The following is a 23,737-nucleotide window of genomic DNA, read 5'->3' as shown; positions in this document are numbered from 1 at the left end:
TTAGCACGGACAAAAAAACGGCGAGACGGATTTTATCACATCTTTTTAACGGCAGAGGGCTTCACGCCAAATCGCTTGCAGAATTGCTCAGCGAATGCGCTGGTATTGCTATATCCTACGGTGACTGCCGCTTTCGTAACATTCGCCTCTTCATTGCGAAGCATAGCCATAGCACGATTCAACCGGACTTCCCGCAAATAATCGAATACAGTCGCGCCGAAGCACGCCTTGAATCCCTTTTTGAGCTTAAAATCGTTCAGTCCGATTATTCGGGAGAGCGCCAGCAGCGAAGGCGGCTCAGTCAGACGGGACTCCAGTACCTCCCGCGCATGATGCAGCTTCCGTACATCCTCACGTGACAAGCCTTCCGGCAGCGGGGTCAGCTCGAACACTTGAAGCAGCAGCCTGTTCAGCATCTCAAGCGCGGATGCCTCCAGCAGCAATGGAGAGGTGTGCGGCCCTTTCAGGTCATTGATTAAAGCATGAATCATCGCCAGCATATAACTGTCGATCTGAAAAGCATATGCTTTGAGCATCTGCCCTTCGATGATTCGTCTGAATTCCAGATTCTTGATGCGATCCGCTGCCAATTGGAGTATGGCATAGTGGAATAGTGTTACCGGAATGCCAAGGGCAAAGGTGACGTACGGCCCTTTGGCGGGCGTATGGAAGTGAACCTCAAAGTCCTGCAAAAACACAAAAGCCCCTTGTCCATCTGGAAGAGAATATTCCGTACCCGATACTTCTGCTTGACGCTCCCCGGCCAGAGTGAATTGAAGCTCGATCATCTGTCCGCTTGCCGAGAAGGCAATCGGACCTGGTCTGCCGACTTGTATGTCGGAATATACAATTTCGATGCCGCTATACGTGGTGACACGGTATACCGCGCCAAGTTCCGTATTTTTCTGGAACAGATAAGTTCGTCCATCCTCCTGCTGGAGCAGTGCCTCTTCAAAATATTGTTGATAGATGCGGGTCACCGCGCTAGAATTCATATAAACTCACCTCCCATTCATTTTGCTCCCGATCATGTATAGTGATATGATGTTAATCACCTAATTGAGAATCTTTATCAATCATTGTAGCGAATAAAGCGGCTGTTGAACAGTCATCACTGAAAAATAACTCCTGTATGCCGCTCAGCAGCACCGCCTCGCCACCTAATCAATTGAAGGAGGAGTAACCATGAACAAGCCGATTAACCGCATGAAGCACCAACTTGGAGATGATCTTTTTCAGAAACTGAAGGAACTCTCTCCATCCGACTTCAATTCCTTTATGCTCGAAGTGTACCGGACGCGGACCGATTCGCAGCGTCCGTCCGATATGCTTCGCAGCTATGCAAGCAGCCGGTTCTCGAAGCCAAGCGAGCTCGATCCGATTGCTTACCATCAGTTGGAGGCGAATATGCTTGAGCTTGCCCGGCAACAGGACATTCAGCCTGTTCTATTGTCTCCCGTAGCGCCCCTTGGGAACTGCTCCAGCTACGGTACGGTCGACCAGAATAAGATCGTGTCTGCATCCAGAAGCACGGAGGTGCTTGCTGATTCTACGAACATGATGGCAACTATTGCAGCCGACCGGATCAAGCGAGGAATATGGAACCATAACGAGGGCGCCCATCTCTGCTCGACGCATCGCGTCATTCGTGCCCAGCATTTCAACAGCGCCGATGCATTCGCCCATTTCGGATTGTACGGCATGGTGTCGGTCGGCAAAGCGAAAGGCTCCTATGAGTGCGAAGCGAACCTGCTTGGCAAGCAACTGCGTTACTATCAAGCGTTGTTCTACTCCCGCTTCCGGGCCAAATTATCCGTCGTCATCGAACAACGCAGCGGCTATACGGACGGTGATGGATTTCTGAGACGTATGGCCGCTGTGATGGAGTCACAGTTGCCTGAGGCTTCCTTTACAATCCAAGAGGCGAACCTGACGAACGGCTATTATCAAGGCATCAACTTCAAGCTGTTTATGACGAATCAGCATGGTAATACAGAAATTGGCGACGGCGGATTCGTTGACTGGACCCAAATCATGCTAGGGAATCGAAAGGAACGCTGTTTGATTAGCGGCATTGGGCTGGACCGACTTCTGATGATATAGTTTTAACGGATATCACCCTTGATAACTGCTTACAAATGACCCTGATAGCTGCACATAGCTGTGCACCAAAAAAGCCGCCCACGGTTTCCCCGTGAGCAGCTTAGCTTAAGCTCTTCCCTGTTTTCCTTGCCCTACTCGTTCGGCAAGCTGCTGAAGATCCATGCTTTTCAGCGCTCCCTCGATCAGCTCCGGCAGCTTATCCGGCGAGCAGCCGAAGCAAGGGATGCCGTATTGAGCCAGCTTTTTCGCTACGTCCTCGTCATAAGAAGGGACTCCTTCATCCGACAGCGCGAGCAGGCAAATCGTTTTGACGCCGGATTCATGCATCTCTCTTAGCCTGCGGATCATCTCCGTCCGATTGCCGCCTTCGTACAAGTCCGATACAAGAATAAACATCGTTTTTTTAAGCTCTGCAATGAAGGGCTCGCAATAAGCAAGCGATTTATTAATATCCGTTCCTCCGCCAAGCTGAATGCCGAATAACATCTCCACAGGATCATTGGCGCATTGCTCGCTAAGGTCGACGACCTCGGTATCAAAGGCGACGACTCGCGTATCCAACGAAGGCATGCTCGCAAAGATGGAGCCGATGATAGAGGCATAGATGACCGAATTGGCCATAGACCCGCTCTGGTCGATGTCCAGAATGACGGTCCATTCTTTGCTCTTGCGCGCACGATCGAAGAAGTAGACCTTCTCGGGGATGAGCAGCTTGCGCTCCGTATCATAATGTTTCAAGTTTTTGCGGATGGTCCTCGCCCAGTCGAGCCCCGTCACGGAAGGAAGCGGCGAATGCTGACGGCGGTTGAGCGCGCCGGTCACCGCTCTCGTTATTTCTTGGGCAAGCCGCTTTACAATCTCATCCACGACCTCGCGGACGAGGGAGCGGGCTGTTTCTTTCGTACGCTCCGGGATTTGTCCCCTTAGCGACATCAATGTTGCGACCATCCCGATATCTGGCTTCACCTGAGACAGCAGCTCCGGTTCGAACAAGAGCTGCGTCAGCCCTTTGCGATGTACTGCATCCGACTGGATCACCGACACGATGTCGGGCGGGAAGAAGGTCCGCACATCGCCCAACCACTTGGCCAGCTTCGGCGAGGAAGAACCCAAACCCGCCAATCGCGCGCCAGAGGCGCCCCCCGATTGACCGGGGCCGCCCGCATCGGAATCGCCGCCGGATGTTCCGTCATAGATGGCAGCCAGCGCTTCGTCCATGAGCAGATCCTCGCTGCTCAGCCAAGGCGCATCTCCCGCTGTGCCCCGCGACGCCTGCAGCTTCTCTTCGGCAGCCGCCCCCAAGATCAGCCGCCAGCGCTTGACTTGTTCCGGATCAGGCTGCGTCATCGTCTATAAATCTCCAAAGTCAAAGTCATTAAGTTCATCGAGACTCTCCTTCTCTTGTTCATTCAGCGGCTGCTGCAGCCGGGCGCCCGCTGATTCTGCACTGACTCCCCATAGATCGCCCATCATCTCCGCAATAGCAGCCTTCTCTCTCGGCTCGAACGAGCCAAACGCTCTACGCAGAAATACGAGCGACCGCTTGAACGGCTCCGCCTCCAGCGAGCCAATATATGCATCCAATTGCCGCCACAAGTATGTTCTCGACAGCAGCGCATATCGGTTGCGCATGGATATCCCCTCGAACCAGCCCGCCCCCAAGTCGGCAGGGATGCCGGGGGAGAGTCTTCTGGACACTTCCTTCGCGCATTCATCCTCACCTGCCACATTGCGCTCTAGCAGGATAGAGAAGGCATAGCCGGATAGCTTCGCGTTACGGTCATCACGCTCCGCAAGCATGCTTAATTGCTCCACCCACAGCCTCTCATCCACTTCCTCATAATGCTCCTGTGCGGCTGTATTCAGCAAATGAATGGCCTCAATCATACCGACTGCTGCATCATCATTGCAGCCGGCCGCCTCTTGAAGCATTAGCGCTCCGCGCAAGAAAAGCTGCCTCATAATCGGAACCAGCGCAGTCGTATCCACTCTGCGAATGGAACCATATTGCAGCATGACGGACAGCTCGTGAACCGTCTTCGCAATCTGCTCGAAGCTCCCTGCATCTACCCCAAGCCGCTGCAGCGCGCTTGTCGCCTGTCCCATCACCTGCGGCAACCCGCATTCGCATGAGCGACGAATCATCTGCGCCGCCATCGTAATATCGGTGCAGGCCACTAGCTCCTCGTGAATGACGTAAGCGGTCGCCAGCTCGATTGTTTCGCCTTTGAGCGTAGACTCCACTGTCTCAATCTCGGCTTCCGGCGACCATTGCAGCACCCAATGCTCCGCCCATGTCGCGTCGCTTTGTCTCACGCCTTGCTTGCGGGCAAACCGAATGCCTAGAGCAGACAACCGGTGAAGAAATACAGAGCGGCCCAGGTCGAGATAGGCGGACTCTTCCGACTTCACCCTTCGATTCTCGCGCAGGTCCAGCTCCAGACCACCCGCCACCAGCGTCTTGTACTTCGCAAGCTTCAGCCGCTTAAGTTCACGGTTCAGATCATCCTGCACCGGGGTTTGGCTGACTCCCTCCGGCAAGCTGCCGATAGCGGTGCCAATATCCGTCCGCGCCAGCGCTTCAGCTACGACCGAAAATTCACCGTAACCGAACAGCACCGTTGCGGCATCCCGCAGATCCCGCCAAGTAGGCTGATGGCCGTCATGCATCACAGCCAAGGCCTTCGCCATTCGTACGCCTTCAATAACAGAAGCCGTGGACCGCCACGTTCCCTCCTCGCGCATTCGGGAAGCGACGGAAGATAAATAAAGCGCAGGCAGCGAATCCAATTCGCCCTCTTGCATGCAGCGCCACAACAACTCGAAATAAGCCGGGGCCTGGTTGCCGGCGCCATATCCGGAATGAGAGGACAATTTATAATATGAATAAGGCATTAAGGTCATCTTCGCAGACTTACGCGGCAGCTTGGCCAGCTCCTCGTCCGTCATCGCAGGCAGCGACAACGCAAGCGCTGGCGTATGATGCGCTCCGCTCAGCACCACAATTTTCTCAGGCAGATGTCCGCTCGCGATCGCTTCATGAATTTTGCGCCTCATATACGATTCGCGTATCTCGTTGTAAGCAGCTTCTTGCGGAGCCTGCTTAAGCTCCTCGTTCTCTGTAAGAATTCTCATCTCGGTCGAGTAATGCAAGATAGCGCGCCGGTAGGCATCCGGCTGCAGATTATGCTCAAAATGCCTCTCCCAATACGCTTCGTAATCCGGCTCGCCCGAAAGTTCCGCTATTCGGCTGTACAAGCTTCCTGACGATAATTGCGACTCATCGGTCTGGGATGCTTCCACCCGTGGAGCGCGTCTCCGATCGGCCAGCGCCAGCGAGATTTCCGTTGGAAGATCAATAAATTCCGCATGGCAATGATTCCACCTGGCCCACTTAAGCGCCTGATATTCCGGAGAATAGCCGGCAAAGGGATAGAGCAGCGTGCGGACGGGAAGCTGATCCGTGTAGGCAAGCAATGCCACCGGAGGCTCGACGCCCCGAGACGTCAGCTGAGCAGCCAGCTCCCCTGCGTCGCTAGGCCCTTCGATCAGTATCGCAGTCGGCTTTACGTCATTCAGCAAAGCAAGCAGATGGTACGATCCTGCCGGGGACAGATGCCGGATGCCAAAGTAATGCGGTCCCGAGGCTTCACTCACCCGTTCATCTCCGTACAAGCGCTGTACAGGCTTCGCCATGAGGACCCCCGTTTTTTCATAATATTGTCGAGATATTCCTTCCACACCTGCTGATCCTTCGCATCGTCCTTCACGATCGCGCCCTGCAAGCCTGCTGCCACATCCTCGTCGGTCAACTGACCGTTGCCGAAGCTGCCGGCCAGCGCCATGCTTCCAGTCAGGAGAGAGATAGCCTCTGCCGTCGAGATAACACCGCTAGGCGACCTCAGCTTCTCCTTGCCGTCCAGCGTCACGCCGCTGCGGAGCTCACGGAAAATCGTCACCACTTTGCGAATGGCATCCTCGTCCGGCTGTGAGGCGCGCAGCTCGTAGCTGGCGGATATCTCACTCACGCGCCTGCGCACAATATCGATCTCCGTCTCAATGCTGGACGGAGCCGGCAGCACAATAATATTGAAGCGACGCTTCAGGGCAGCCGACATCTCATTAACGCCGCGATCGCGGGTATTCGCCGTCGCAATGATGGAGAAGCCACGCTCTGCGGACACCTCGCGCCCTAGCTCCGGAATGGAGATTGTCTTCTCCGACAGAATCGAGATAAGCGCATCCTGCACTTCAGACGCGCAACGGGAAATCTCCTCAAAGCGGGCGATGCCTCCCCCTTCCATCGCACGAAGGATCGGACTGCGGATGATCGCCTGATCGGAAGGCCCTTGCGCCAGCAGCAGCGCATAGTTCCATGAATAGCGGACATGCTCCTCGCTTGTACCCGCCGTCCCCTGCACGACCTTGGACGAATCGCCATGGATCGCAGCGGTCAGATTCTCCGACAGCCAGGACTTCGCCGTACCGGGTTCCCCAATCAAGAGCAGCGCTCTGTCCGTCAGCAAAGTAGCAATCGCCATCTCCACCAACCGTTTATTGCCGATATACTTCGGTGTAATGACCGTATCACCCGCCTGGCCGCCTGTAATAAAGGTCAGCACGGCGCGGGGAGATAGCTGCCAGCCCGCTGGTTTCTCTGCCGCTTTGTCCGCTTCCCGAAGCGCTTCAAGCTCATGCGCATACAGCTTCTCTGCCGGTAATCTTAAGACATTTTGTTTTTGATCCATTCCCATACCCCGTTTCCTCTCTCCTCAGCCGCTGCATCCGGCGCAGCTTCAAGCGCCTCGATAAGCTCTATCATTTGTTCTTTCACAGATTCATAGGCCATATTGCCTGCTATGTCGCGCAGTTCTGGCGCATAGGATTTCGGAAGCGATGCAATCATACTCTGTAATCGTATGTCTATATGGTAGAATGTTCGCTGCCCCTGGCTGCGAAGCAGCTCCATTAGCAGCTCCGTCGCATTCTTATAGCCGACTCGGAACAAGGCCAGGAGCACGCTAAGCGTCTGATAATCTTGAATCCTGGCACGTTCCTTCAGCTTGGACGTCAAATACGAAGTAATCTCTCGATCTTCTTCTTGGCAGAAGACACATACCAGCTCTGTCAGATCCTGTTCGGCAAAAACATGTATCCAGCGTGAATCCCAAGCGCCTTCATGTACGACATAGGCTTTCTCATTGCCCTGGTATGCCTGCTCGCGAACAATGGATTGCAGTGCATTTTGCAAGCTTTTGGCCGAAGCGGAACGCCCCTTCAAGTCCTGAGCATAACGATCATACAACTCGGATGGCGTCAAACGCCTGTACGCTGCCTGGAAGCTATAGCCGATAAACTTGCGCTTGTATCGGGTATGCAGTTCGATGCCAAACTCATCCGCCTCTTCAATGTTCAGTTCAAGCAGCAGCTCCGCAGCGGCCTCTTGTACCGCTTCGGTATCTGCGACGATAAAAGCTTCCGTATGAAGCAGCCTCTTTACCAGCGGCAGAGCATCCCCAGCAAGCGCATGGCCCCGGCCTTTCAAGCATCGGATATAGGTGTACAGCAGCCCAATTGCGGAGACGCGGTCTTTACCCTCAAGCTCTATATAACGGCTAAGTTCTTGCTCCGCCTTCAAAATAATTCGTCTGTGCAGCTCCAACTCGTCGCAAGACTGAATCGGCTCGATGACAAGCTCTCCGCCCTTCGACATAGCCGCTTCCAATAAGCGGTCAATGGCCTTTGGAGAGCCCAAGCGAGCAAGAGCATAGAATGCCGTTTGACGGACTTCCCGACGTTTCTCGGAACTTTGCTCCAGCAGAAATCCCTCCTGATCGGAATAGCTGCCAAGCAATTCAATGGCCGCAATCTTAAGATCAGTCGTTCCGGCGCTCCCCGCTTGCTTCACAAGCTCAAGCACCGAATCTCCTTTTAATTGGTACAGCAGCTTCAGCCTTCTCGCATCCCCCTTGCCCCCTTGAAGGTTGAGTCCAGCGCGCAAAACAGGAATTGCCGCCTCACCGATCTCCGGGATCATCTTCTCCTGTACGAAATCCGGAATCTCGGCGTACACATCGTCAAGCGCACCGCAGATCGCCGGTACTACACGCAAATCGAGGAAGCTGCGGTCCTCGAAGGATTGACGGAGCTGCTCCAGACGCCCTTGGCCTTTCGTAGTAAGAGCTATAAGTAAAGGGTACAGCCGCCGATACGTCAAGTCCGTGGATAATTGGAGCCCTTCGCTTTCCACAGGCTGCGGATTTCCTTGAACATCCGTCTTGCCTTGCGTATGAAGAATCGCGCTGAGCAGCGTGGACAGCTCCAGAAGCTTAGCGGAACTATCGGCTTGAGACGCGAACAGCAGTCCCTCCGCCGCATCGGCTAGGCGATTGAACACTGGGGCTGATTCGCCGATCCTCCTTAAAGAAGGCACCATTTTCGATAATCGCAAGTCACCCTCTGCCAGTGCGCTGCCGGCAACAAACAGACGGCGAACCTCTTGCTGCAAATGAAGCAACAGATCTACACTCATATCTTCTCTCTCCTCTAGTACAGCAGCCGAATCAATCGGCGCTCCGTGATGATGCTCATTGGCTGGACTTCCAAGCGCCCGGTATCAACATCATGCCGGAACATAACTAGTACAGCCTGTTCCCGCAAATCTTCGGCTGGAAGCAGCGGCAAGATCTCCTCCAACCGCTGGGGAGCCTTCATGATTGTGGATGCAATGGGAAGATGCTTGCCATGCGAATCCCGCAGCGTATAACCATCCACTACCTTCTCTATCGCTGTGAAGGCTACCACCTTGACGGGATTGCGGTCTGACAACGGGTTTTTGATTCCATTTTTCACAGCTTTCACCACATCGGCGTACGAATCTGCTGCAAGAGACTTCACCGCGCTGTAATCCGCATCTGCGGCCTCACGCTGCTTCGCCTTCTCCCACCGGACTCTGGCATTGCCGTCACCAGGATAGATGAACAGCTCTTCCGCCTGCACAACAGCGTGAACCGTATCTTCTTCCTTCATCGCTTTGGCTGCCCGGAAAGGACGCAGATGTCTGGTCATATGTACAGTGCCGTCATGCAGGTCAACCCACCAACCGGCATCCACATATTCGCCTCTCGCCTTATCTGTATAGGATAAGAAAGACAGTTGCAGAAGCTCTGCATCCCGCTTCACCCGGTCCAGCTCTCTAAGTTCAGCAAGCTGCCACGCGTGACCCAGCAATTCCTCCAGCGCCGTCTCCGTATCCTGCGGTGAATCGGGATCAGCCAGACGCTCCTCCAAGTAGCTTCTGCCCTTTCGTACAAGCGCATGAAGACGAATAAGCTGCTCCATGGCACGGGTATATACCGCTTCCTTGTTGTCCTCTTCTGTCAACAACAGCACCAGTTCCTTCAATTCTGCCTGCGCGCCGGGGATATAATAGTTGCCTAATTGTTTCGCTTGATCCTCGAACAAACGTATCGTTTGCTTGTCTATACCACCCAGCCCATGATGAACGGTCTGAAGAACCAGCTTCTCCAATAGGCTTAATCCTTCCAGTTGAGCATTCATTTTTTTGAGAAGAGCGGATTTATTTACTTTCCGTTTGGCAGGCGGAGCCACTTCTCTCGCTTCTGCCGATTCGGCTTTCTTCTTCTCCTCGCGTTTCTCTGCCTTCTCACGCTTCTCCGCAATATCCGCAGGAATCTCCGCTTGCTCGAAGGGCTTCCCAAGAGCAAATGCATACATTAACCCGAGCGCATGCTTGCACGGAAATTGCCGGCTAGGGCAGGAACAACGGGATACCGGACTTTCCTGTTGAATGAAATCGACCGAGCAGCGGTAGGGTTCTTTGCCGCTGCCTTTGCACTCTCCGAATAAGAGCGTGCGATCTTCTGCAATGCGCAACACCTGGAAACTGTTTTTCTTGACCAGATCCCGGCCATTCTTCATAGCCCCTGCATTAGGAGCCAATTGATCGATAAATGCTTCCGTTAATAAATTCATGATCTACCTCGCTAATGATGATGGAATCGTAATATCTTCTACATGGGAGGACCCATTTCCTGTTTACGAAGCATGATAATCGATCAGTAGCCTCCTAGTAACGTATGCTGTACCGACAGGCGGCCATTCCTCTCCATCATGAGTCTGATATGTTCTTCATCCGTCAGAACGCAAAAATAAAAGGACTATACAGGCCCAGTTGCAGCACTTGTATAGTCCTTAATCTATTTTTCTACTTGTTAAAAAAGGGCTCCAAACGCTACTTCATCATACGCAGCAATCGTTGATACAACTTGTCGAGCAGATAGGTGATCCAAACCGATAGACCTGGACAACGAATCATGCAACTTAGAAAGAGGTCATGTTGGCTCCAAACCATACAGTTGCCCGCAACCTGCGTTAATATCCGATCCGAATTGCGTTCGAACCGTCACCTGAATACCTTTCGCCTTCAATACTCTAACAAAATGACGGACTCGCTCGCGATCGGATTGTTCATAATGATCCGGCGTCTCTACTGTGGCGTTATAAGGGATCAAATTCACATGGTACAGATGCTCCCATGATCCTCTTCCCCGCAGCAATGCAGCGACGGCTTCCGCATGTTCCGGACCGTCATTGATTCCTCTCAGCATAATATAAGCGATATACACCTTTCTTCCAGTATGCTGAATGTGGCTGTCCAGCTCCTTCAATACATCCTGCAGCGGAAAGCGGTTATTAATCGGCATCAGCTTGCTTCGCTGATCATCGAATGGCGAATGAAGCGAGAAGGTCAAATTCACCTGCGGGAACTCCCTTCTAAGCCGCTGTATACCCGGCAGAATACCGATGGTAGAGACCGTTATTCTGCGCTGGCCTAACCCGAACAGCTGCGGATCGGTCATAACCTTCAACGCATCGAATAGATGTGGGTTGGCCAAAGCTTCCCCCATGCCCATAAAAGAAACACTATCCAGCGCATGACCGTTCAAGTGAAAATGCAGGAGCTGATCCGTTATTTCGTCGGCCGTTAAATTACGCTTAAGCCCCATCGTTCCGGTGGAGCAGAATTGACAGCCGAACCCGCAGCCGCATTGAGAGGAGATACAGTACGATTCCCAACCTCTCTTGTAGCTAAGTCTGACGGCTTCTACCCGTTCATTCCCTGCAATGGCAAGTAACAACTTGCTGACTTGCTCCGATTGTTGCTCCAATACCGGTGTAACGCCACACACTCGGTTACCCAATTGCTGTATCAAAGCATTCCGCACAGATTGAGGCAACATGTGCATTTGATCATATTCTCTGATTCTCTGTTTAAATACCGCGTCTGCAACTTGCTTATATCTATATCCTGGCTGCTTTAAATCTAGCAGAATCTGTTGAATGATTTCGTATCTGGATGTTGGCTTCATTTTTCGTCTCCCTCAAGCACGGAGAAAACGCAAAGAAAAGCACCAGCGAACCGGTGCTTTTCTGCATTTTGCAATAACCAACTATACGTCAAAGAACATCTAGCCCTGTAAGAACAACGCTAAATGCGACTATATATAGGAGGATAAAGTTCCGGTAGCTGTTTCATATGTTGGTGAACCATGTCGACAATCGCTTTCCATGACAGGTTCACATCCACATCTACAACATCCAACATCACTTCATCCTCCTTCCGAAACATAAGAATACCTACATTCAACATCATAGCAGCTTATTCGCCCTCAGTCCATTCATGCCGCTCTATATATGGTTTAATATCAGATCCGCACATTGTTCTGGAGAGTTGATACCAGTATTAACCGAGTAATGGTATGGGATATCTCTGGCCATCATGTCATGCTGCTCCTGGGACTGATCTTCCCTTCGATTGCCACGCGCAATGTTTCGCTCACGGCAAATGTCCAAAGGACAAAACACTTCAATAATAGATAGCGGATATCCCGAAAAGATTTCCTTTACCTTCCCATAATGCGGCTTCAACTCTGGTCTCTCTACCATAATCCCATCAATCAGCACATTTTTGCCATGATCCGAAAATAACTTGGCAGTATGGTACATCAGCATAATGGCCTCACTCAAATACTTCCAATAATCCTCACGAAGATATCTCTCGCCTATCGTCTCCTCGAAGAGATCATTCGCTACTACATAATAGAATTGTTCCGATTGTGACTGAATGGCTTCTACGATAGATGTTTTCCCGGCACTGGTTACTCCATTCAAAAAAATGATTTTACCCCTGTTCATTCAGGCAATCCCCCTTGTTCATTCCTTATTGTGGTAGTTTAACAGTTTCGGATGATCAATCGGATGGATTATACCAGTATAATCAAACTTTACCAGCGGAAAAGCAAAGGACACCCGATAGAGTGCCCCATTGTTTTAGGATGATTTCATTCATAGCTCAATCGACTTGGTCGCAATGCGGCTGACAAATTCGCTGTCATGCTCCACAAACAGGATGGTCGGCTGGTATTCCAGCAGCAGCTCTTCAATCTGCATGCGGGAGATAACGTCGATAAAGTTGAGCGGCTCATCCCAAATATGCAAATGTACGCTTTCGCACAAGCTTTTGGCAATGAGTACTTTCTTCTTCTGTCCGCCGCTGTATGCAGAGATATCCTTCTCGAACTGTACTCTGGAGAAGTCCAGCTTTCTAAGAATCGCTTTGAACAGGCTTTCATCAATGCCATGCTCTCTGGCGTAGTCGGTCAGATTGCCTTGAAGATGCGAAGTATCTTGCGATACATACGAGATTTTCAGCCCACTGCCTTTTCTTATTGTACCGCTATAGCTGATCGGCTCGCCTATCAACAGCTTGAGAAGACTAGATTTTCCAGAGCCGTTTTTGCCCGATAATACGATGCGATCTCCTTGCTCTATCACAAAGCTAATGTCTTGGCAAACCTTCCGCTCTCCATAAGCGATAGATACATGATCGAATTCGACAAATTGATTTTTATGATACCTCAACTGCGAGATCTTCAAGCTATCGGAGCTTTCAACGTTTCTGAGAAGCTTGGACTTATCCTCAATCGCAGACAGCTGGCGCTGCTCCATGGACTTTGAGCGCTTCATCATTTTGGCCGCTTTATGGCCGACATATCCTTTGTCCAGCTTGGAACCGGAATTTAAAGTGCCGTTTTTCGTCTTCTCCACTTCATCTGACCAGTTGCTCGTTCGTTTGGACGCTTCCGACAATCGCTTAATATCCTTCTTCAGCTTGTCATTCTCCGACAGCTCATACTGGTCTTGGCGCTGCTTATTCTCCCACCAATCACTGAAATTCCCCCGCTGAACCTCAATGTTCGTCCGATTGATCGACAAGATATGGTCCACGCAATTATCCAGAAACGAACGGTCATGAGACACCAGAATATAGCCGCTCTTGGCCTTCAAGTAGTCACTAACCAGTTTCCTTGCTCCCATATCCAGATGATTTGTCGGCTCATCGATAAGCAGGAAGCTGTTTTCCTTCAGGAACAAAGCTGCGAGCAGCACTTTCGTCTGCTCCCCGTTAGATAAAGATGAGAACGGCCGGTACAGCACTTCCTCCGATACCTGCAACAGTGTAAGCTCTCGCGCCAGCTTCCAATATTCATAATCCGGATAGATCGCATCAACAACGTCTATCGTCATTTGGTCACGATTCTCTACCTGAAACGGGAAGTAATCAAAGCTTACCTTGGCCGATATCGTACCGCTGTATTCATGCTTTCCAAGCAACAGATTCAGAAACGTCGTCTTGCCGCGACCGTTTCGGCCCGTGAATCCCAGCTTCCAATCGGTATCGAGCTGAAAGCTGACGTTCTCGAATATATTGTCGTAACTGCCGTCGTAGGCAAACGTCAGGTTCGATACTTGAATTAATGACATATAGGATGCCCCCCTGTATAAAAAAATAAGAGTTGCAAGAAAGAAGCTTTCTCGCAACTCAAATTAAATAAATACAGCCTACCCAGCTGGCTTAGGACCAAAATTGGGTAGAGGTATCCCGTTTGAGTGAAGAAGAAGCAGTCTTTCTTGCATACAAAATAAATAAAACAAGCGGCGCTAGTCGTCCGTACTTCCTTGTTTTATCCACTGGTATCGTCTGCAAGAAATCCTACATGTTCCTCTTCATCTCCCGTCCTTAAATTACAGCCATATTAACATAACCGTATCCGATATTCAACCTCTGGCGGCCACAGGTTTCCCCTGATTGACTTGTTTTCTCGTCTTTCCCGTTACTTTGTATAAGACCAGTCCGATGATTAGCAATACAGCACCGACTGCTTTTTGCGGCGTGAGCGGAACTTGTTTCAGGCCAAACCAGCCCATCGAATCCCACCAAAGCGCACAGAGGAGCTGAGATGCCATCACGATCGATATCGCGTAACTAGCCCCTAACTGCTTGACTCCGTTAACGACGAAAGTCACAACCCCGATTCCCAGCAAGCCGCTGAACCAGTACCATAAGGGCATCGTTCCCGTCGCAAAGAAGCTTGATCCTTCCATCAGCCATCCGATCCCGAAGGAAGCTATTAGTCCCATACCAAGCACTAGCGCCGTTGTCGTGTGGGAGCTGACCGCTGCGCTCACTTTGTTGTTGAACATCGTCTGAACGCTGATCAGACACCCTGCTGCCAAGGCCATTACGATTCCCACTATCATAAGCGTTCCCTCCTGTTCTGACTTTCATAAATATTCCGTCCTGCAACCCGGGTTAATCCTTGACGGTCTGTTACGATAAGCAAGCCCTTTTCTCTTACTACCAGCTCATCAGCAATAAAGCTCTGCAGAACCCGGTTCATATGTCGATAGCTGGTGCCGATTAAACTGGCCGTGTCCTTAAGCGTAGAAATCCGAACGCCATCCTCGCTGCCGTCCTTGCGGTCAGATGTGACGGACAAGAGATAACTGGCTAGTCTAACTTCTACTGGATGCAGCAAGTTAAAGCTGAGCGACAATGACTTCGAATAAAACTTTTGAGTCACCATATCGAGCAAAAATCGAAGAAACTGCGCTTCATGGCCATTTTCGGCTAGCCATCGCTTATGAAAGCCAATCGTTTCGACCTCCGTAACTGCTGTTACGGTATTCAGATTCTCCCAACCTCTTACCCCCTCGATCTCGCCCACTAATCCCAGCGGTGTTGTAAAAGCGACCAGCAGCGTATTGCCTTCGAATGAAGACGTATAGATCTTCACCTTGCCTTGCACAAGCAAATGAATGTACTGAGGATCCTCCCCCTGCCTGCACAACTCTTCATCCGGCTCCAATCGAAACAGCAACAAATGCTCTTTGAGCGCTTCGGGGATCACCTCATCCAGTTGAAATTGCCGAATATAAGCGCCGATCCTCTCCTCGTTATGGCTCGCTTTCACTAATCCTAAACCTCCATCCGAACCTCTGCCCTTACAGGGTTAAACATAGAATACCAATTACCATTAATGCTAAGCCAGCCCACTGTGACTTTCGCAATCGACCAGTCGCCGTACCGAACCAGCCAGCCTTCTCCATCGTCAAGGTCGCGATCATCTGAGCAATTAATAACGAGGCTACCGTCAACGCCGCTCCGTTCTGGTTATAAGCGGTAATATTGCTGAACAGAATAAAGGCGGCGAACCCCCCGCCTAAACGGTATATGGGTTTAACTTGATTCAAATTTCGCCAGGACTTGTCGCCAAGCAGCAAAACGATTAATAGCGCTGCTGCAAATCCTGTTCCCTGTGTTAGCGCTGCTGCCTGCCATGCGCCGATCTCATCGCCGATCGCTGCATTGGCTGTACCTTGCAAGGTTAGAAATGCACCGGCCAAACAGGCATAGATTATGCCCTTCATTTCCATTTCCCCCCTCAATGATTAACTCCTTATAATGTAACGGGAAGCAGCCGGGATCGAAAAGGACATATGTCCTCAACTTGTATTTTTATCATTTGAACTGAAGCGTTGCTTTTATTCGGACGATCGTTAAACAAAAAAGCCCACGGCTCTTTGCCGGGGCTGGCAGCATCTAGCTGCATAATTGGTTGTTGATGCAAGGACCTATCCTTTTCAGTAGCTTGCCCGACTTATTCTCTGACCCTTATCCGAGCTGCCGGTTAAAGAAAGTCTATGCGTCCTTGTTTCTCTCTGTCTGCAGCGCACCCTCATTGTGGTGCAGTTTCTTCAGCATGGATTGGTAGACATTGCTTTCATTCACGCTGAGCCCTTTTTGGTTGTCTTTCAAAATCATACGATAGATGTTGCGTCTCAACAATTCGCTTCTCCGGCCCAACAGTTCCTTGTAAGTCATGTCCATTCACCATCCTCTACATTTCCTATCTATTATATCGGAGATGAAAAAACATGAAAAACCGCATATGGGCACAATAAAACTGAAAATTCTCGCCATTTCCTGAAAATACCGAGAGGAGCAGTGATGCTCGAAAAGTTGCTCCCTCATGCTCGCTTAGACACCCCGACATCCCATTTACAAACCTTACATTCCCCGATAGCTCTCCGGTGTGACACCAGAAAACTTCATAAACACCCGATAAAATTGGCTCGGACTGGAAAATCCCACGTTAAAACTGATATCCGTCACGGTGTGCGCACTTATCCGAAGCTGCCGCTTCGCTTCCTCTATACGAAGACGCAGCACGTATTGATAAGGCGTAACGCCTGTTGCCAGCTTAAACGAACGAATGAAATGGTAGCGGCTCTGAAGCGCGACGGCGGCAAGCTGATCAATATCCAGCTGCTCCGTGTAATGCGCCTCGATATAAGCCAGCACCTGTGTCATGCTCCAATCCGAAGACCGCTCCGCCTTCTTCGTTGCTTCCGTTCTAAGCTGCCCGCCTGCCGCAAGCATGTCCTCAAGTTCGGCTAGCGCCAGAGACTGAGTTTCCTCGACAGCGAGCGGATCCATATGATCCATCGCGATAAAGCGGGAAGCGCACCGCTGGAAGTAGGACAGCATAGCCGCAGACTCGAATGGCCTCTGACTTGGCTCTATCTCGCGGCAAGCTTGCCGGATCAGCTCATCCTTCGCGATGACTATAATAATGCCCGAATGATTGCTCATCTGGAAGCAATGACGATCAGCCGGATGGACCACCAGCCCTTCACCCGCGCGCAGCTCCATCCCCCGATTCTCATAGTGGAACTCGCAGCTTCCTTTGATCGGGACGGTAATCTGGTATTCGTGATGATGCGCATGGGGGATATTTACGAACTCATTATCTATTTTGTGCAGTTCAATATCTGGTAATAAAATTTGCATTTGTGTCTGCATGGCACTCACCCTGGAGTAATTATAGCAATTATTGCGGGAATAGAAAGCATTTTTTGCGATGCGCCGGGATGCTCCTATCCGCTATGATGAATTCTAAATCTACCAGATAGGAAGTTGAGAATCATGTCGCAATCCGCACCGGCCCTTCGGGCCAACCAGACGGCTATGACCGTCTTGCTCGGCGTCAGCATGGCGCATCTGCTGAACGACGCGATGCAATCCGTCGTACCCGCCGTATTCCCCATCTTCCAGCAGCAGCTCCAACTGAGCTTTGTTCAGATCGGCTGGGTAGCGTTCACCTTGAACATTACCGCTTCCGTTCTACAGCCGCTCATTGGGCTTTGCACAGATCGGAGACCGCTCCCCATTCTGCTGCCGCTGGGCATGGTATTCACCCTGCTCGGTATGATCGGGCTCGCAATCGCACCCTCATACGCCATTCTGCTGTTGGCAGCTTCACTAATCGGGGTTGGCTCATCCGTACTTCATCCGGAATCGTCTCGTGTCGCCCATCTGGCGGCAGGCCGGGGCAAAGGATTCGCCCAATCCGTCTTTCAGGTAGGCGGGAACGCCGGGCAGGCCATTGCGCCGCTTATGGTTGCCTTTGTCATCAGCCCAAGAGGGCAGCTAGGATTTCTATGGTTCACACTGCTCGCCATCGCCGGCATATTCATCCAATACCGGATCAGCAAATGGTATCGCAAGCAGACGTCGGCTGCTGCAGTCGCTAAGCGTAAAGCAACTGTCTCGGCCCATCCCGCCAAACGATTCAGCAAGCCATTTATTGCATGTGTACTCGGTATTCTCATTATGATGCTGTTCTCCAAGTTCGTTTATTTGGCCAGCATGACCGGGTACTACGCCTTTTATTATATGGAAACCTATCAATTGCCTCTCGAACGAGCCCAATTGGTACTGTTCGCCCTTCAATTCGCCGGTATGGTGGGCACGTTCCTGGGCGGGCCGCTTGCAGACCGGTTCGGCAGACAACGCATCATCTGGTTCTCCATTCTGGGTACAGCGCCATTCTCCCTGCTGCTCCCGTATGCAGGTCCAACCGGTGCCATTCTGCTCTGCATTGCGATCGGACTTATTCTAATGTCTGGTTTCTCGGTCATTATCGTCTATGCGCAGGAATTGCTTCCAGGCCATGTCGGTACAATCGCCGGTCTGTTCTTCGGTCTTTCCTTCGGTCTTGCCGGACTAGGTTCTGTCGTTATGGGTTGGCTGATGGATACGCATAGCGTAGAGCTGATGGTTAAAGTATGCGCATTCCTGCCGCTACTTGGCTTATTTGCACTATTCCTGCCCAAAGACTCTACGATTATGGGGCGGCAAGCCTGATAACCTGTCCTTGCTGGCATAAAAACAAAGAGCTGTACCGAAGTCATTTCTGACTGAGGACAGCTCTATTGCCAACACTTCCGAACGCGATTATATCCAGATGCCGAAGTGCGTCTTAAGCGCTTCGTTATATTCCTCTTTGGATGTTGGGGTGAAGGCACTTACGCCATCCTTCGTAAACAATCGGAATTCATCGCCCGCAATCGTATTGCGTCCTTCCTTCGTTTGAATGGCTAGCATTTTCACATTTTTAAAGATCGAATCCGGAGCATGCTCACACCAGTAGGAGGCCATCAGGAAATCCTTGGAGAGCTGCGGCTCTTCCGTGAAAGAAAACAGTCTCGACCACTCGCTGTCCTTCTTCTCCATTAGCAGCCAACCATAATACTCATCGCGGTCAAGCCGGTAGCGTTCATTCCTTTGCGGCTGCTCCAGCCCTTCTATCAAGAGAAGCGGTCGAATCGGAATGATTCCCCCTACTCCTACATCGCATAAGTAACGGGAATCTCCGATCGTGACGAGCAGCACATGATGTCTCCGTTTTGGCGGCAAATCGGTCTCGTCCCTCCAGAAACGCGCAAAATGATCCACTACGTCATATCCAAGTTCACGCAAGAGCCAGCCGAATAGAGCATTTAATTCGAAACAGTAGCCGCCTCTGCGGCGCTCCACAATTTTGCGATAGATGTCCTCGACATTCAGCGAAACCGGCACTCCTTGTATAATGTCAATGTTCTCGTAAGGAACCGACTGCAAGTGGCACTCCTGAAGCTCCGCCAGCATCTCGGCACTACCGTCCAGTCTCCCTGTATATCCGATTCTTTGCAAATACGCTTGAATGTCCATTTCTTTGCCCCCATCTAAAGAGTTATCCCATCTGATCCGCTATTTCCTATACCCTATACTACAATAACTCTGGAGCATACGGGAACATCCCTATGAATACTTCTGTCATGTGTTGTAAATCACGAACATTTATAGGATTAACGGTATTCCTTAATGCAGTTAATCGCAACTTCATCAATAATTCACAATTGATAAAAGGAAAATACTATACTATTATTTAACTGCAAGCGCTTTAACTTCATAGATTCTTCCTGTGAAAGGAGTGAGAATGAACGAACCGTTATGAGCGAGGTATGATTCACTCAGCTTAGATTGGATCGTCCGACATCATCATAACTTTTGGGAGGGATATGTAATGAAAATGAAAAGCAGCGTTGTTAAGTTTTTATTAATTATTGTCATCGTAATAGGAAGCGTCCCCTTATACTCGCTTACAGCCTTTGGGGCCTTGGCTACCCCCACACTCAACGTCACCGCCTCAAGCGGAACATGCAACTTAAGCTGGAACGCAATATCCGGTGCAAATGGCTATGATGTCTATCGGAACGGAAGCTGGTACAGATGGGTCAATACACTCTCGACCGCCGATACGGGATTATCGAACGGCACCACTTACACGTACACGGTCGCCGCGCAAAATGCCAATGTAACTCCGATCGAAACTTCACCGCAAAGCGTCAGCAGGACATGTACGCCAAGTGCTGGCGGAGGCGGAGGCGGTTCCTTATCCGCTCCAACGCTGAATGTCAGCGCATCCAGCGCTACCTGCAGCTTAAGCTGGAATTCGGTAGCCAATGCAACTGGGTACGACGTATACCGGAACGGCAGCTGGTACAGATGGGCTAGCGGCTTATCGACAATTGACTCCGGTTTATCGAATGGAACCACCTACACCTATACGGTTGCAGCGCAGAACGCCAACTCATCTCCAGTCGTCTCTTCTCCACAAAGCGCCAGCAAGGCGTGTACGCCAAACGGCACAACCAATCCCAATCCAAGCGGATTCGTCGTCTCCCAAGCTCAATTCAATCAAATGTTCCCTAATCGCAACTCCTTCTATACGTACTCCGGCTTAGTAGCAGCCTTATCCTCCTATCCTGCCTTCGCCAACACAGGCAGCGACACCATCAAGAAACGGGAAGCAGCCGCATTCCTAGGCAACGTAGCCCAAGAAACAGGACATCTTCAATTCGTCGTTGAATTGAACACAGCCAATTATCCTCACTACTGTAATACAGCCAACACGCAATACCCATGCGCGCCTGGCAAGCAATATTATGGACGCGGTCCAATTCAGTTAAGCTGGAATTATAACTATGGCGCAGCAGGCGCTGCACTGGGTCTTCCGCTGCTTAGCAATCCTGATCTGGTCGCACAAGATGCATCCGTCGCGTGGAGAACCGCGCTCTGGTTCTGGGTAACACAGACAGGAGCAGGCGTCATGACCTCGCATAATGCCATCGTCAATGGCTCAGGCTTCGGACAAACGATTCGTACGATTAACGGATCGCTGGAATGTAATGGCGGCAATCCGACAGCCGTCAATAATCGAGTCAATTACTTCACGAACTTCGCCAACATTCTGGGTGTCTCGACTGGCGGCAACCTTACCTGCTAATGAAGAACTGCTGGGACATACTACGCTAGCATAAACTAAGTTCTACTACGATTCTCCTACGTTATAAGTTGAATGGACAGACGTGCGGCCACTCGCTCAGTCGTATGTCTGTCCTTTCTTAATCGGAAATGACTGCGAACACACAAAAGCCCCCCTATTCACATAGAGAGGCCAACGTCCATTCGTTACCCAAACGCTTCAGGGCTGCAAAGTCGGTCTAATAATCATCTCGTTAACACTGGTGTCCTCGGGCTCGTTGATTGCAAAAGCAATCGCTCTGGCAATGCTGTCTGGCGAGATAGCCAGTCCTTTCAATTGCTCCGCCATCGCTTGAACTTCCGGACTGGACACGGTTTGCATCAGCTCGGTGTCCGTAATTCCCGGTGAAATAATGGTGGATCGAATGCGCGATTCTTGGGATTCTTCCTTGCGAAGCCCTTCCGCAATGGCTCGAACTGCAAATTTCGTGCCGCTGTAGACGGCAGAGGTAGGGCTGACTTCGTAACCCGCAACGGAAGATACAATGATCACATGTCCCGACTTCTGCGTTCTCATTGTTGGCAGCACAGCAGCTATGCCGTTCAATACGCCTTTTATGTTAACGTCAATCATTTGATCCCAATCCTCGACCTTCAGATCGTGAAGTCTGGATACCGGCATGATCCCTGCATTGTTCACCAATACATCAACTCGTCCATAGCGCTCGCTTGCAAATTCCACAGCCTGCTGCATATCTTCTCTGGACGCTACATTCGCTGTCACATAGGCAGCCTGCCCGCCATCCCGCTTCATTTCCTCAACAATCCTATGGAGGCGTTCCTCTCTTCTCGCCACCAGCACGACTTTGGCCCCATGCCGTGCCAGAAGTCTGGCTGTTGCTTCCCCGATCCCGCTAGATGCTCCTGTAATTAGTACAACCTTTTCTTTCAAATTCTCCATCTTGTTGTCTCTCTCCTTTTATAAACAAATGTATGTTAATGGATCGTTGTTGATTATTTAACGGCCGTTGATTATTATTATAGCGAGACGACCCCTTTTTTCAATCGCTAATGTATGCGGTTTTGTCCCATATGCAACATTAAGCATGATCATGTTCAATAAGTGGAGGGCAATAGACCAAAATGGAAACGAAATTAAAGACGGATCGGCGGATCGTACGCACTAGAGAAGCCATCGTTAAAGCATTTCTGGAGCTTTTTGCGGAGAAAGAGCTGGAGCACATCACCATTAACGATATTGCAGATAAGGCTAATGTCAATCGCGGGACCGTTTATTTGCACTATAGCGATAAATACGACCTGCTGGACAAATGCATTGAATCGCATCTGAATAAACTCTTTTCGTTTTGTCAGAATCACGAAGCACAGACTGCAACCCCTCTTGTCCATGATCTTCGCCCGGTATTCCTTTATTTTGAAGAGAACTATTCTTTTTTTTCGTCGCTGCTCTTCAATCAACAAGCTTCTATGTTCAGGGAACGACTGGTTCAGTTCATGTCAGACAGTGTCAGGGACAAGCTGAAGAACAACACAGTTCCGTCGGAGATCAATGATGAGCTGAATGCTCAGTTTGTCGCCTCAGCCTTCATCGGCGTTGTGGAGTGGTGGATTCAGAACAAGATGCCGTATCCACCCGCCTATATGGCGGAGCAGATGTTTAAGCTTTTCGAAAAAAACGAGGTCTCTATACCTGTCTGATGCAACGGGAGGGATCTTACATTTATAGCTATCCTAAAATAAAGAGCCTCCAGACTGTTCTGGAGGCTCTAATCGATTCAGGACGCTTGCGTCTCCTGATAAATGACTTCATGCCCCTGGCGATTGGCGTGCAGGTCCCAATATACCTCGGCAATTCGATCCGGATCAAAATACGTATCCTTCGCCACATAACCCGCGATGGTAACAACGCCTACGTGAATGCCTTTGGGCGCTAACTCCTCGCCCAAGGAGAAGGCCAGGCTTCGCAGAGCCGCTTTGCCAAGGGATAGGGAAGCGTATTTGGTTGACGGATGTAGGGCAAAGCCCCCTCCCGTGAACAGAATCGTGCCACGGCCCAGTTCTTCCTGGCCGGGAATGACTTGCAGTACGCTGGCAAGCGCGCCTGACACATTGACCGTCAGCTCCCGACTAAGCTGATCTGGTGTCAGTGTGGTCGGCAAGCCGGATTGAAGCGCCGCCGCATTATAGACCAATACTTCAGGCGCGCCGTAGCTCGCTTTAATATGCTGGAAAGCTGCACCGATGGATTCCGTGTCGCCCGCATCTCCTTGCACGCCGTAGGCTTCGATGTTGGCTGATACCAATTCCTCCACCAGCTGATTCAGCGATTCCGACTTGCGTGATACAAGAATAACGCGATATCCTTTATTGCCGAACGCTTTTGCCACACTTAGCCCGATTCCGGGACCCGCTCCTACAATAACAGCCGATTGCTTGCTCATATGAAATACTCCCTCCACGAATTTATTATGCATCAACGAATTGCATTCGTAAGAACTACAGGATTTGTACTTTCATTATGGCATCATTATCCCTTGTTATCCAATCGGAATTATTGATTGCATTCGTCTTATAGCCTGATCCTTCTATAGGAGGCTG

At 50.7% G+C, this 23,737-nt stretch carries 21 protein-coding genes; 4 read left to right on the top strand and 17 right to left on the bottom strand.

The features are described 5' to 3' along the window. Window positions 1–35: 35 nt before the first annotated feature. Window positions 36–995, bottom strand: coding sequence for a helix-turn-helix domain-containing protein (locus DX130_RS06920; RefSeq protein WP_116043876.1), 960 nt, complete (start codon window positions 993–995; stop codon window positions 36–38). A gap of 190 nt (window positions 996–1,185) precedes the next feature. On the opposite strand from DX130_RS06920, the gene DX130_RS06915 reads away from it, so the two are divergent. Beyond that, entirely contained in the window at window positions 1,186–2,103 is a 918-nt protein-coding gene (locus DX130_RS06915) for a hypothetical protein (protein ID WP_116043875.1), read from the top strand. 105 nt (window positions 2,104–2,208) lie between these two features. Here the strand turns inward: DX130_RS06915 and DX130_RS06910 are convergent, their stop codons facing one another. The 13 genes from DX130_RS06910 to DX130_RS06850 form a co-directional block, all read right to left on the bottom strand. Then, window positions 2,209–3,450, bottom strand: a complete 1,242-nt coding sequence (locus tag DX130_RS06910; RefSeq protein ID WP_116043873.1) for a VWA domain-containing protein — start codon at window positions 3,448–3,450, stop codon at window positions 2,209–2,211. Window positions 3,451–3,453: 3 nt separating this feature from the next. Continuing rightward, window positions 3,454–5,799: a DUF5682 family protein gene (locus tag DX130_RS06905; protein ID WP_116043872.1), complete on the bottom strand. Its 2,346-nt coding sequence runs from the start codon at window positions 5,797–5,799 to the stop codon at window positions 3,454–3,456. Then, entirely contained in the window at window positions 5,757–6,851 is a 1,095-nt protein-coding gene (locus tag DX130_RS06900) for an AAA family ATPase (protein ID WP_116045789.1), read from the bottom strand. The genes DX130_RS06905 and DX130_RS06900 overlap by 43 nt, the downstream gene beginning before the upstream one ends. Then, a complete protein-coding gene (locus tag DX130_RS06895; RefSeq protein WP_116043870.1) occupies window positions 6,827–8,635 on the bottom strand; it encodes a HEAT repeat domain-containing protein in 1,809 nt (602 codons plus the stop codon). The genes DX130_RS06900 and DX130_RS06895 overlap by 25 nt, the downstream gene beginning before the upstream one ends. 14 nt (window positions 8,636–8,649) lie before the next feature. Further along, window positions 8,650–10,098, bottom strand: coding sequence for an SWIM zinc finger family protein (locus DX130_RS06890; protein ID WP_116043869.1), 1,449 nt, complete (start codon window positions 10,096–10,098; stop codon window positions 8,650–8,652). A 359-nt stretch (window positions 10,099–10,457) separates the two neighbouring features. Continuing rightward, window positions 10,458–11,495, bottom strand: a complete 1,038-nt coding sequence (locus DX130_RS06885; protein ID WP_116043867.1) for a Cfr family 23S rRNA (adenine(2503)-C(8))-methyltransferase — start codon at window positions 11,493–11,495, stop codon at window positions 10,458–10,460. A 319-nt stretch (window positions 11,496–11,814) separates the two neighbouring features. Next, window positions 11,815–12,321: a phosphotransferase-like protein gene (locus DX130_RS06880; protein ID WP_116043865.1), complete on the bottom strand. Its 507-nt coding sequence runs from the start codon at window positions 12,319–12,321 to the stop codon at window positions 11,815–11,817. A gap of 150 nt (window positions 12,322–12,471) precedes the next feature. Beyond that, window positions 12,472–13,950, bottom strand: coding sequence for an Lsa family ABC-F type ribosomal protection protein (locus tag DX130_RS06875; protein WP_116043864.1), 1,479 nt, complete (start codon window positions 13,948–13,950; stop codon window positions 12,472–12,474). 294 nt (window positions 13,951–14,244) lie between these two features. Continuing rightward, the gene (locus DX130_RS06870) at window positions 14,245–14,727 is read right to left on the bottom strand and encodes a DMT family transporter (protein WP_116043862.1); all 483 of its coding nucleotides are present in this window, start codon (window positions 14,725–14,727) and stop codon (window positions 14,245–14,247) included. Continuing rightward, window positions 14,724–15,440: a Crp/Fnr family transcriptional regulator gene (locus DX130_RS06865; RefSeq protein ID WP_116043861.1), complete on the bottom strand. Its 717-nt coding sequence runs from the start codon at window positions 15,438–15,440 to the stop codon at window positions 14,724–14,726. Before DX130_RS06865 ends, DX130_RS06870 begins: the two co-directional genes overlap by 4 nt. Window positions 15,441–15,471: 31 nt before the next feature. Continuing rightward, the gene (locus tag DX130_RS06860) at window positions 15,472–15,897 is read right to left on the bottom strand and encodes a DMT family transporter (protein ID WP_116043859.1); all 426 of its coding nucleotides are present in this window, start codon (window positions 15,895–15,897) and stop codon (window positions 15,472–15,474) included. A gap of 271 nt (window positions 15,898–16,168) precedes the next feature. After that, window positions 16,169–16,351: a hypothetical protein gene (locus DX130_RS06855; RefSeq protein WP_116045788.1), complete on the bottom strand. Its 183-nt coding sequence runs from the start codon at window positions 16,349–16,351 to the stop codon at window positions 16,169–16,171. Window positions 16,352–16,537: 186 nt separating this feature from the next. Further along, a complete protein-coding gene (locus DX130_RS06850; RefSeq protein ID WP_116043858.1) occupies window positions 16,538–17,332 on the bottom strand; it encodes an AraC family transcriptional regulator in 795 nt (264 codons plus the stop codon). A 123-nt stretch (window positions 17,333–17,455) separates the two neighbouring features. On the opposite strand from DX130_RS06850, the gene DX130_RS06845 reads away from it, so the two are divergent. Continuing rightward, the gene (locus DX130_RS06845; protein ID WP_116043856.1) at window positions 17,456–18,676 is read left to right on the top strand and encodes an MFS transporter; all 1,221 of its coding nucleotides are present in this window, start codon (window positions 17,456–17,458) and stop codon (window positions 18,674–18,676) included. Between the two features lie 90 nt (window positions 18,677–18,766). Here DX130_RS06845 and DX130_RS06840 read toward each other — a convergent pair whose 3' ends face one another. Continuing rightward, entirely contained in the window at window positions 18,767–19,522 is a 756-nt protein-coding gene (locus tag DX130_RS06840) for an arylamine N-acetyltransferase family protein (protein WP_116043854.1), read from the bottom strand. A 355-nt stretch (window positions 19,523–19,877) separates the two neighbouring features. On the opposite strand from DX130_RS06840, the gene DX130_RS06835 reads away from it, so the two are divergent. Next, on the top strand, window positions 19,878–21,140 hold the full coding sequence (locus tag DX130_RS06835; RefSeq protein ID WP_240644330.1) for a glycoside hydrolase family 19 protein: 1,263 nt from the start codon (window positions 19,878–19,880) through the stop codon (window positions 21,138–21,140). A 198-nt stretch (window positions 21,141–21,338) separates the two neighbouring features. Here the strand turns inward: DX130_RS06835 and DX130_RS06830 are convergent, their stop codons facing one another. After that, window positions 21,339–22,079: an SDR family oxidoreductase gene (locus DX130_RS06830; RefSeq protein WP_116043853.1), complete on the bottom strand. Its 741-nt coding sequence runs from the start codon at window positions 22,077–22,079 to the stop codon at window positions 21,339–21,341. Between the two features lie 182 nt (window positions 22,080–22,261). On the opposite strand from DX130_RS06830, the gene DX130_RS06825 reads away from it, so the two are divergent. Continuing rightward, window positions 22,262–22,837: a TetR/AcrR family transcriptional regulator gene (locus DX130_RS06825; protein WP_116043851.1), complete on the top strand. Its 576-nt coding sequence runs from the start codon at window positions 22,262–22,264 to the stop codon at window positions 22,835–22,837. A 77-nt stretch (window positions 22,838–22,914) separates the two neighbouring features. On the opposite strand, the gene DX130_RS06820 is transcribed toward DX130_RS06825, so the two are convergent. After that, window positions 22,915–23,580 (bottom strand): SDR family NAD(P)-dependent oxidoreductase, encoded by a 666-nt coding sequence (locus DX130_RS06820; protein ID WP_116043849.1) that lies wholly within the window; start codon window positions 23,578–23,580, stop codon window positions 22,915–22,917. Between the last annotated feature and the right edge of the window lie 157 nt (window positions 23,581–23,737).

Origin of the sequence: Paenibacillus paeoniae (assembly GCF_003388735.1) — a bacterium.
In the GTDB taxonomy this organism is placed as follows: domain Bacteria; phylum Bacillota; class Bacilli; order Paenibacillales; family Paenibacillaceae; genus Pristimantibacillus; species Pristimantibacillus paeoniae.
This window is presented reverse-complemented; position numbering and strand designations above follow the sequence as displayed.